The 11,324-nt window shown below is 42.9% G+C and carries 7 protein-coding genes; 6 read left to right on the top strand and 1 reads right to left on the bottom strand.

Translation table 11 applies throughout. The annotated features are described in order from the left end of the window. Positions 1-247: 247 nt before the first annotated feature. Positions 248-2,677, bottom strand: a complete 2,430-nt coding sequence (locus HB364_RS26355) for a TonB-dependent receptor (protein ID WP_167291412.1) — start codon at positions 2,675-2,677, stop codon at positions 248-250. A 223-nt stretch (positions 2,678-2,900) separates the two neighbouring features. Between HB364_RS26355 and HB364_RS26360 the strand changes: the two genes are divergently transcribed. The 6 genes from HB364_RS26360 to HB364_RS26385 all read left to right on the top strand — a co-directional run bounded on the left by HB364_RS26360 (position 2,901) and on the right by HB364_RS26385 (position 11,299). Continuing rightward, positions 2,901-5,336: an outer membrane beta-barrel family protein gene (locus tag HB364_RS26360; protein ID WP_167291413.1), complete on the top strand. Its 2,436-nt coding sequence runs from the start codon at positions 2,901-2,903 to the stop codon at positions 5,334-5,336. A gap of 338 nt (positions 5,337-5,674) precedes the next feature. Further along, positions 5,675-6,463 carry a helix-turn-helix domain-containing protein gene (locus tag HB364_RS26365; protein WP_167291414.1) on the top strand — a complete coding sequence of 263 codons (789 nt, stop codon included), beginning with the start codon at positions 5,675-5,677 and terminating at the stop codon, positions 6,461-6,463. Positions 6,464-6,563: 100 nt separating this feature from the next. After that, the gene (locus HB364_RS26370) at positions 6,564-7,961 is read left to right on the top strand and encodes an FAD-binding oxidoreductase (RefSeq protein ID WP_167291415.1); all 1,398 of its coding nucleotides are present in this window, start codon (positions 6,564-6,566) and stop codon (positions 7,959-7,961) included. 136 nt (positions 7,962-8,097) lie between these two features. Continuing rightward, positions 8,098-8,673 (top strand): RNA polymerase sigma-70 factor, encoded by a 576-nt coding sequence (locus tag HB364_RS26375; protein ID WP_167291416.1) that lies wholly within the window; start codon positions 8,098-8,100, stop codon positions 8,671-8,673. Next, positions 8,661-9,752, top strand: a complete 1,092-nt coding sequence (locus tag HB364_RS26380; protein WP_167291417.1) for a FecR family protein — start codon at positions 8,661-8,663, stop codon at positions 9,750-9,752. Before HB364_RS26375 ends, HB364_RS26380 begins: the two co-directional genes overlap by 13 nt. 5 nt (positions 9,753-9,757) lie before the next feature. Further along, complete coding sequence (locus HB364_RS26385; protein ID WP_167291418.1) at positions 9,758-11,299, top strand: serine hydrolase domain-containing protein; 1,542 nt, start codon at positions 9,758-9,760, stop codon at positions 11,297-11,299. Positions 11,300-11,324 lie beyond the last annotated feature (25 nt).

The following is an 11,324-nucleotide window of genomic DNA, read 5'->3' on the forward strand; positions in this document are numbered from 1 at the left end:
TCAATCGAATAAGGTGCATGAATGTTAGTTTTAGGCTGTAACAATGAATCTGTACTAAAAATAATACAATAAAATTATCATGCACAAAAAAAATTATCCACATACCGGCAACGGCCCCGGGTACACGTTCCCCGCATATATATAAATAGCGGTTAGTCAACTTATTTACCATAGAAAAGGGCCTCCGGAGAGGCCCCGTCATCATACTCCAAACTGGGTTAGTGGTGGTCTGTTTGTGGGTGCCTGCTTAAAACTTATAAGCAAAGCTCACCACAAAATTCCTTTTCTTTTGGGGATTCACAGACCAATACCCGATATAGTATTCCTCATTATTGAGGTTATTTACATTGCAGGCGATCCTGAAACGTGATGCATTATAAGATACAGCGGCGTTCAGCAATGTATAGGCCGGGAGGTAAAAATCACCGGTCGCGGTATTGTCAATCACCTTGTACTCGCTGCCATAATTGCCGCCAAAACCAATAGCGAAGTCTTTCAGCGCTCCTTTGGCAAATTTGTAGTTGGCCCAAAGATTAACCAGGTTGCCGGGGCCCTGGCCTCCGGGATTTCTGCCTGGCTCAGCATAAAAGTCGTCTTTATCTCCTTTCACTATTTTAATATCATTATAGCTATACCCGGCAATCAGGCTCAGGCCGGCAAGGGGATATGCTTTTACATCCACCTCAAAACCCTTGCTTCTTACTTTACCCTTTTGCAGGTAATTGTAAAAATTATTGGGGTCGCCCGATACCCGGTCAGTCACCTTAATATCATAAATAGAAAGGGTAGCGCTTAGTTTATTCTGCAATAAATTCGCCTTAACACCATATTCGAGCTGATCCGCATGCTCTGGCTTGAATGATTTAAAACGGGTATTGCTGCCATCAGGGTCCGATACCTGGCGGGGCGCCACATTAATAAACGCATTCATGTAATTGGCAAACAGGGATACCTTATCCACAATGGGCTGGTACACGACGCCAAACTTGGGCGACAATGCCCATTGATCATAGTTATCATCAGGCGTACTTTTCTCACCTTTTGAATCAAAATAGTCGGCCCTTAAGCTAAACATCGCCATCAATCCGGGCGTAATATTCAACACATCCGAAACATAGGCGCCAAAAGAACTATTGGTTACATTGCTGTTGCTCACACCAGTGCCGGCCATCATATTGTCAACAGAGTTTTTCGTCATATACACCGGGGCCATCGTATCGCCGGAGAATGGGTCTACATAGTTCACATCGCCCTGGGGCGTTACATTCCTGGCCCATCCCCATCCCGAGCCATTGTCAATCACATTCCGGTTAAAATAATCCAGTCCCACCAGCAGCCGGTTCCTTAAACCGCCGATCCTGAAATCGCCGTTAAAGTTCTGCTGAATGCTGGTCGTATTCGTTGTTTGCTGCTCCTTGTGGAAATACTGGCTGAACCAGTTATCACCGGCAACATCATCCCATATATACGTATAGTATCCGTCGCCCTTTACGGTACCCCTGGCAACAACAGTTTGTGAAGTCCATTGCGGAGATAACTTGTATACGATCTGTCCCTGGAAAGTATACCGGGGATTTTTGATCGTGATATCATTGCTGGTAAAGGAGAGGCTGTTATTGAGCTTCAGCTCATCAATCGACTTAAAGTCGAGGGGAGAGGACCTGTCAGAATTGAAAAACACAGGTGGTACGGCCCTTTCTTCTTCCAGGATCTCTGCCATGAAATGAAAGGAAAGCTTGTCATTCACTTCATACACCAGGGAAGGAGCCAGGAAAAAAGCCTTCCTGAAACCGGCATCCTGGAAACTGTTTTCTGAATGATAAGAGGCGTTGATGCGCATGGCGATCCTTTCCGTTTTGCTCAAAGGCGTATTAATATCGGCAGTGACTCTGTTGAGGCCAAAGCTCCCAAAATTATAGGCGATCTCACCACCGGTTTTAAAGTAAGGTCTTTTGGTGATCGTATTGATATAGCCGCCATAGCTATAGAAGCCGCCGCCAAACAGCGTGCTGGAAGGGCCTTTGATCACTTCGATCTCTTCTACATTGGCCATGTCTAAATTGCCGCTCACAATGCCGGGTAATCCATTGTATAGGAGAGGCTGGGCATCAAAACCCCTTAATGCGAAATAAGAAGCCCCGTCGCCGGTCCTGCCGGTAGATTCCCAGGTCCGCGTAATGCCGGGCACATTGCGCATGGCATCGTCATAACTGGTAATGGCTTGTTGCTTGAGTATTTCTGAAGAAACTGTATTGTATACCTGGGGGTTCTCCAGGTTTTTCAGGGGCATTTTGGCCACGCCCCGGTTTTCCCTGTTTAAGTTTTTGGAAGATACCACCACCTCTTCCAGTTGGGTGGCATTCTCTTTCAGCACAAAATCGGCTACAGTCGTCTGACCTGCTGTAACCGTCACTTCTTTTTCCGCTGCAGCAATGGAAACAGCAAAAGTGGTGAGCTTCCAGTTGCCTGGTTTTACATTCACGATCACATATTCACCTTTTTCATCACTTATACCCGACAAGGAGGAGCGTTCTATATGAACACTAACATAAGCGGCAGGTTTGCCATCGCTGGTAGTGATTGTTCCTTTGATCGTTCCGTTGTTTCCTTTGGGATTTTGCGCCATCACAGTGCCCGTAAGTATGCATATCCCGAGCACTATAAGCAGTCTTGTCATTGTTAACATGGTTGTATAGCTGTATTTGGCTGCAAAAGTGTTGAAGCACAGGAACTAACGGTATCGCGATCGGGAAATTTTGGTGCCGGAAAGGAAAAATCTTACAGTAAAACGGTCATATATCACGCCCAATCAGCCTTTCATCACATAATTCTTTTCCCTACGAAGAAATTCGTTATTCTTATGTTGCCAATTTGCTATCACCCTCAGCCAAGCGAAAGCCATGAAAAAGTCTTTACTACCTGCTATTTTGACGGCAGTCCTGTTTGTGCTGCCCGGATATATGTTTTCCCAAACTACCATGAAGCTATCGGGAACGGTTGCTGACAGCAGCAAGCCCCTTGCCCTGGTAACAGTGCGCCTCTTTAAAAAACCCAACCAGCCCCCCTTACAAACAACTTTATCAAAGGACAACGGCAGCTTTCAATTCAATAAACCGGACACGGGAAATTATATACTGACCTTCACGCATACCGGCTTTGCGCCAAAACAATTGGCTATTACGGTCGCGCCACAGGCGGGGGATATGCAGATAGGACCTGTACAGTTATCAAGGGCAACAGGCATGCTGAAAGAAGTGGTGGTCAATGCACAAAGACCAATGGTGGAGCAGTCGGACGATAAAATTGTTTTTAATGTGGAAGATGACCCCACCAACAAAACAGAAACGGCCATAGACATCCTGCGGAAGACACCATTTATCACGGTAGATGGTGAGGATAATATAAGGGTGAACGGGAAATCCAACTTCAAGGTATTGCTCAACGGCAGGGAAACCTCCATGTTCGCCAGGAACGTCAAAGAGGCATTAAGGGGATTTCCCGGGGCCATGATCTCAAAGATTGAGGTGATAACGACACCTTCCGCCAAATACGACGGCGAAGGGATAGGAGGGTTGATCAACATCATCACGAAGAAAAAAGTGGCCGGTTATAATGGTACGCTTTCTTCTTTTTCAAGGACCAGTGATAAGCTGAATAATTTCTCCGTGAACGGGAATGCCAAATTGGGCCGCATCGGTCTCAGCGTTTTCCTGAATTCCGGTTTTTCAGATCCTGTATTGCAACACAATACCAATACAACGATCCCTTCCACGCAAACCATCTATACCAAAAGAACACTGGACGGCGATCAATACACCAGCTCGAGGTGGAGTTTTGGTAATGCAGAATTAAGCTGGGAACTAGACAGCCTCAACACCATTAGTTTATATACGAATATTGACAGTTGGTCCAACAAAACAGAGAGTGATCAAACGATCACGACTGAGTTTTCAGGAACTCCATCAACCACCAGTTATTACAGCCTCAATAACAAAGCGAAAAACCCGGGTATAAACGTTGGAAGCGATTACATAAAGAAATTTAAAAGAAATAAAGAGCGGGAATTCAGCCTGCGGTTTTTAGGCGAGTTTGGCAAAAGTGATGCGGAATTGAACAGTTTCCAGGATAACCCCGGCACAGACCGCTACCTAATCAACAACAGCTATGCTACCAACAATCAATACACTATCCAGGCCGATAACAGCATTCCGGTAAAGAAGAACGGCAAGTTGGAAGGGGGCGTAAAAGCCATTTTGCGCCGCGCCAGCTCCGACTTCCAAAGTCTTATCAAATATGGTGCAACGGACGATTACAAAACGAATACTTCCAATACAGATTATTTTAAATATGCCCAGGATGTGATCAGCCTTTACAGCATGTATAGCCTGCGGTTAAAGAAGATAAATTTCCGCTTTGGTGCCCGTGTTGAATATACGAACGTACAGGGCGACTTTATCTCCTCGAAAACACAGGTCAAAAATGATTATTTTACTTTACTGCCCAACATTCAGTTCACCAACCGCATCAGCCAGGTAACCACCCTGGTGTTTACCTATACAAAAAGGCTGCAACGGCCTTATATCTGGGACCTCAATCCGTTTGTGTACAACAACGACTCCCTGAATATTTCCTATGGCAATCCGGATTTAGGTCCGCAAACGGCTCATGCCCTTTCTGCACAATTGCGGTATGGCAAGGGGAACACCTTTGCGGGGATCAATATTGAAGGAAGCTATAGCGACAACAAGATCCTGCAGTATTCCTCTTTTGATCCGCAAACAGGGATTACCAAAACCACCAGCCTCAACATCGGGAAGGAATTTCAGTCTAGCCTGAACCTCAATTTCAGCACAAAGATCACTCTCAAATGGAACCTTTTTGTGAATGGTTCACTCCGTTACAGCACGGTGAAAAATAACTCCGATGCTTCACAGTCCAACAGTGGTTTTGGCTGTAATTTCAACCTGAATACGAGTTACCGGTTCACGGATAAATTCACGGTGAGCAGTTACCTTGGTTTATGGCAGGAGCCCCGGACCATTCAAACCACTTATCCTTTCAACACCTGGCACAATGTGGCGCTCAATTACAAAGTATTTAAGAACAAGATCAACATTTCTTTACGAGCGGTGAACTATACCGAAAAAACGCATGATTTCAAGAACATCACCAAAGACAAGAACTTCTACAATACCAATATCACCCGTCAGATCAGGCGCGGAGGCGTGCTGGCGCTTACCTGGAACTTTGGCAAGCTCACTGAAAATGTATCGAAAAAGAAAGGGGTAAGCAATGATGATATCCTTACCAAACCTGCAGCACCGGCCGGTAATTAAGCTTTGCGCAGGTCTTGGTGGGAAAAACCCTGATTATGAAACTGAGCCACTATCCGATTTGGACATTCTACGGATTTTCTACAACTTTAAGGAACTTCTAACATTTAGCCATGTAATCATCTATATGTTAAAGCGTTACAGTTTTTTATTGAAAATAAATTTTTAGCATTCTGCTGAGTAGTGGATTGATTTCCCATCATTCTTCTGCGGGGAAAATGGTATATTTAACCAACAAAATTTGTGGCTTGTTTAATTATTACGAAAGGGTAAAATCCCGGCCGGAAATTTTTAGCCAGCTTGCCTGCAGGGACCTCCTGTTTGTTCATTATAAATGCCCAATGGAAGTGAATATACAGGACATGTGGTCACAGAATAATTATATCCAGTATATACTAAGCGGCAAAAAAGCATATCACACTCCCGGCCACTCATGGCTGATGAAAGCCGGCGAGGCTTTTTTTGTAAAGAAAGGTGCCTGCGTCATTGAGAAGTTTTTTGATGAGCCACTCTGCATCATGACCTTCTTTATTCCCGATTCCTACCTGCAGTCCTTTATGCGAGAGAATACTTTATTAAAATCAGCTTCTCCTTTGACGAAGCCGAAGAATGAATTGCTGATTCCGCTGCGTGTGAACAACATCATGACCGCTTATTTTGATTCGCTCATCCCTTATTTCTATTCGGAAACAAAACCATCAGAAGATTTACTGGAATTAAAATTCCGGGAACTGCTGCTGAACGTTCTTGACAATCCTGAAAACATTGATCTGAAAAATTACCTGCTGCATCTTCTTTCGCCGCAACACGATCCGTTTCAGCAGGTGATGGAAGCCAACTGTCTTTATAATCTTTCCCTTCCCGATTATGCCAAAATGCTGAACCTTAGTTTATCATCCTTCAAGCGGCATTTTATTTCTGTGCATAAAACCACACCCGGTCACTGGCTGCAGGAGCAAAAACTGAATCATGCCTACAAACTTCTTGTCAGCACAGGTAAACCGATAACCGATATTTCTTTTGAAAGTGGTTTTGAAAACAGTACTCACTTTAGTCATCTTTTTAAAAAACGGTTTGGTCTTTCGCCGCTAAAATACCGGAAGCAAAACGAAGTCTCCCCGATTTCCTGAAATTGAACTTTTTTGACAGCTAATTGAGCTTAATAAACATGCCTTAAAATAAGGATGGATTTAATTTTATGGCAGCCTATTCACTTCTAAAACATATACTATGCAAAACGAGACAGCTATTCAGGAATTCAGTACTGCCTTGAGAGGCTCACTCGTTCAGCCACAGGACAAAGAATACGACGAGGTACGCAAGGTATACAACGGAATGATTGACAAACGGCCCCGTATGATTGCCCGTTGTGCGGACGTGGCAGACGTCATTGCCTGTGTGAACTTCGGCAGGGAAAATAATTTATGCGTAGCCATTCGCGGTGGCGGCCACAACGCAGGTGGGTTGGGTATTTGGGATGATGCGCTGGTCATTGACCTCTCGCTCATGAAAGGCATTCATATTGACGTTGTAGAAAAAACGGTCTTGGTTCAGGGCGGCTGCCTGATAAAAGAAGTAGATCACGCTACACACGCTGTGGGCATGGCCGTGCCTACCGGCATCATCGGAACTACGGGCATAGCCGGTATTACTTTGGGTGGCGGTTCGGGGTATTTAACCCGTCAATATGGCCTCACCATTGATAATCTTTTGGAAGTCCACGTTGTATTGGCCGACGGCCGTTATGTAAAGGCTTCCGCAAAAGAAAATAAAGACCTCTTTTGGGCACTACGCGGTGGCGGCGGTAATTTCGGAGTGGTGGTTTCCTTCGTATTTAAGCTGCACCCGGTGCATACCGTATATGCCGGGCCTATGTTTTGGGATATTGAGGATACCGTTGAAATGATGAAGTGGTACCGTGAATACATTGTTGATGCTCCAGAAGAAATGTATGGCTTTTTTGCTACGCTTACCGTGCCCCCTGTGGCTCCTTTCCCGGAAGAATTGCAAATGAAAAAAATGTGCGGCGTCATATGGTGTTATACAGGGCCTCTAGAAAAAGCCGAAAAGGCTTTTCAACCCATACGCAGTTTTAAAAAACCCCTATTGGATTGGGTAGGACCTAAGCCTTTTCCTGCCTTGCAAAGTATGTTCGACGCCTTGTATCCTAAGGGAATGCAATGGTACTGGAAGGGCGATTTTGTAAACGAACTGAGTAATAAAGCAATTGAACTTCATTACAAATACGCAAAGGAACTGCCCACCTGGCGATCTACCATGCATTTGTTTCCCATAAATAGGGCGGCAGCGAAGGTGGGTAAAAAAGATACGGCATGGAATTACCGTGAAGCCAATTGGTCCGAAGTGATTGTAGGCGTTGATCCGGACCCGGCCAACAAAGATTTAATCACTAAATGGGCCAGAGATTATTGGGAGGATCTGCATCCTTATTCCGCCGGAGGCGCTTACGTCAACTTCATGATGGAAGAGGGTGACGAACGGATAAAAGCTGCGTACGGGGATAATTACGAACGGCTGGTGGAGATCAAGAACAAATATGATCCGCATAACTTTTTCCTGGTGAATCAGAATATCAAGCCTTCGGTAAAAGAACATGCCCGGCTTTAAGATTTATATAAGTTCGAATCCAGCAGAGAGGATTATGTAATAAACTCAGATTTTAAAAGGAATCTATTTTTTTAATGGATAGGGGTAAACCGAACTTTGATGATCATATACTAAATAACACTATTAAAAGCAGGATGTGGAACTGATTGAACAGGAGCTTATTGATTTATTGAAGAAAGGAGATGCTGATGCATTTGAAAAAGTTTTTAAAACTTATTTTAAGAACCTTCATGCGTATGCTTTATACATTTTAAAAAACTCTGAGTCTGCCAGAGAAGTTATACAACAAGTTTTTTATAAAATTTGGGAGAAAAGGGTAAGTCTGAATATTCACACGTCAATGAAGGCTTATTTATACAAATCTGTTTATAATGAATGTATGCTTCAACTCAAAAAGAAAAAAAACAAAGAAGCCTACCTCTCATATATTCTGAAACAGGATGCCAATAAACTGGCACAGGGGGCTTCGGAAAAAATTGAAACAACTGATTTAGAAATAAGATTACAAAAGGCTCTGAATGAATTACCGGAACAATGTCGTACCATATTTCAGTTAAATCGTTTCGAGGGATTAAAATACCATGAAATTGCTTCGCAAATGAGCTTATCGCTTAAGACAATCGAAAATCAGATGGGAAAAGCGTTGAAGCGGTTACGTATAGCACTTGCTGAATTTCTTCCACTGATCATTTATTTATTATGGCAGGTTTAAAAAAATATTATCAGAAAGGTATTCCGGATTCATTACTTGCAAAGTATGTAGTGAACGAGACGACAAGCATTGAGTCCAGTAGGATTGAAAAATGGATAACTGCTAATGAAAAAAACCGTCACTATATGGAGGGGCTTATTATGATAATAGAAAATTGCCGGCAGCCACAACAAATAACACCCGAAATTGAACAGGCAGCCTGGGAGGGATTTTGGCAAAGCACGCAAAACCCCCGGACGAGAGCAATACCTGCTCGTTCGGTTTATCGACTTGGCAGGTGGGCTAGGGCGGCAGCCATCCTGATATTGATTGTGGGGTTGGCTGTAGGTTTATATACAATAAACCGTCATCAGCCGCCGCCTATTGTTATGAGAGAAATTCATGGTGACGGGATACATGCCGATACTTTACCCGATGGCTCCCAGGTATTGCTGGATAACCATTCAAAGCTGTTTTATCCTTCCATTTTTGCAGACAGCCAGAGAAATGTTGAACTCGAAGGAACCTGTTTTTTTTCTGTGACTCACGATACGCATAAACCGTTCCGCATTAAAGTAGAAGATATTCTTGTGACTGTTGTAGGAACATCGTTTACTATTCAGAGCGATTCAGGTAAAACGGAGATCCAGGTTTATACCGGGATTGTTGAAGTGACCCGGCATGCCCATTCTTTAAGGCTTTATAAGGGCGAAAAACTTAGCGTACTGGTAACTGACACCACACTGGCAAAAGTATCTCCCGATACAAGCCAGCCAGTAAACCGCCCGTCGGTTACCCGGCAAAATGCCGCAAGGAAAGATGCTAAAATTTCACCTGATGAACTGGAGGAGCAAAAGAAAATAGCGAAAAATATCATCAGCGATATTATTAGCCAGCGTATTGTTCCCGGAAAAGACAGCATTGAATGGTTTGGGCTTACGGATAAGGAGTTCATCATAAACGGGGTCAAACAAACAGAAAAGACTCATCAGGAATTCAGAAAAAAGTACCCTGTAAAACCTGACTATGGTTTTTATTTCGGGCCAGTACAAATGACGGGTAAAGGAGCTTTTATAACCAGAGAAGATATAAAACTGTAAAAATCATGAATTACAAAACACGGGTAATTAATTGTACAATAACCTTCTGTGTTCTTGCTTTCTGCAGCATACAGGTAGTGGCACAAAACATTACGGCAAGGATCGATAGTTTTTTTTTAGCTACTGGTAACGATGAAAACATAAATGGGAATGTTTTGATTGCTGAGAAAGGAAAACTCATCTATCAGCGTTCATTTGGGTTTGCTGATTTTGAAAAAACAAAACGGAACAAGCAAAACTCGTCATTTAATATAGCATCGGTTACAAAAACGTTTACTGCTACTGCAATTTTACAATTAAGGGAAAAGGGAGAACTGCAATTAGATGAGTTCTTTATTAAATATTTTCCCGACTTCCCATATCCTGCGGTTACCATACGAAATTTATTATCGCATACTTCCGGTTTAGCCGACCTGGAAATCTTTTTTGAACCTTTAAATAAAGAACCGGGGAGGATATTTACAAATGCCGATGTTATCCCCTGCTTAAAGCTTTACAATAAGCCATTGAAATTCCAACCGGGAGATGACTGGAATTATTGCAACACGAATTATGAATTGCTGGCCTTACTGGTTGAGAAAATCGGCCAACAGTCTTTTGCTTCCTATTTACAGCAACATATTTTTCTTCCGGCAGGTATGATAAATACTTATATCGAAACAGAAAAAATTAATAGAGAGGATACAATGTCAGTTAAGTGTTATATGCCGGGGAAGTTGTATCAATCAACATACATGCCTGTTGACTCTGTCGCCTCTCCAATGATTCATTATATTCTGGATAATTTTTCCGGATTACAGGGGCAGGGCATGATTGTAAGTACATTGCCTGATTTGTTGAAATATGACAACGCACTTTATACCGGGAAGCTGCTCTCTAACACATCCCTGAAGGAAGCTTTTACTCCTGTAACGCTCAATAAGGAGAAAGACTATAATGCAAGCCTCAGTAGCCGCCTTGGCAAAGCATATTATGGCCTGGGTTGGGAAATTTATGCAGATAGTTCAATGGGGAAAGTGGTTTCACATGGCGGCAGTTATCCTGGTATTATGACCCTTTTTCTACGGAATGTCAGCAAAAAGCAAACTATTATTCTTTTTGACAACACAAACTGGACTGGTATCTTTTTTATGGGACACATGGCGCTTAGAATGTTAAACGAAATGCCTGTAATCAACCTATTGCCTAAGAAGTCAATTGCCAGGGTATATGGGCTATCTTTAATGGAAAATGGGTCGGAGACTGCGATCAATTCACTGCTTGAACTAAGAACTGATACCATACATTATACTGTAAGTGAAAAGGAATTTAATACGCTTGGCTACCAGTTTCTCATGGATGGATACATTCAGAAAGCTGTGGAAACATTTCGATTAAATAGCTTACTATTTCCCGCCAGCTTCAATGTGTATGATAGTTATGCAGATGCCCTTGTAAAAAATAACCAAAAAGATGCCGCTATTGTAATGTATAGGAAATCACTTTCCCTAAACCCGGGCTATGAGGAGGCAAAAAATAAACTCAATAAATTACTTGAAAATAAATAAAGTAAATTCAGGGAAACTGACAAGT

The sequence above is a fragment of the Paraflavitalea devenefica genome, from assembly GCF_011759375.1.
GTDB lineage: Bacteria > Bacteroidota > Bacteroidia > Chitinophagales > Chitinophagaceae > Paraflavitalea > Paraflavitalea devenefica.

What these genes read in the sequence shown, in the direction of transcription:
- HB364_RS26355 (WP_167291412.1), bottom strand. Translation starts at nt 2,677, where the DNA reads ATGACAAGACTGCTTATAGTGCTCGGGATATGCATACTTACGGGCACT.
- HB364_RS26360 (WP_167291413.1), top strand. Translation starts at nt 2,901, where the DNA reads ATGAAAAAGTCTTTACTACCTGCTATTTTGACGGCAGTCCTGTTTGTG.
- HB364_RS26365 (WP_167291414.1), top strand. Translation starts at nt 5,675, where the DNA reads ATGGAAGTGAATATACAGGACATGTGGTCACAGAATAATTATATCCAG.
- HB364_RS26370 (WP_167291415.1), top strand. Translation starts at nt 6,564, where the DNA reads ATGCAAAACGAGACAGCTATTCAGGAATTCAGTACTGCCTTGAGAGGC.
- HB364_RS26380 (WP_167291417.1), top strand. Translation starts at nt 8,661, where the DNA reads ATGGCAGGTTTAAAAAAATATTATCAGAAAGGTATTCCGGATTCATTA.
- HB364_RS26385 (WP_167291418.1), top strand. Translation starts at nt 9,758, where the DNA reads ATGAATTACAAAACACGGGTAATTAATTGTACAATAACCTTCTGTGTT.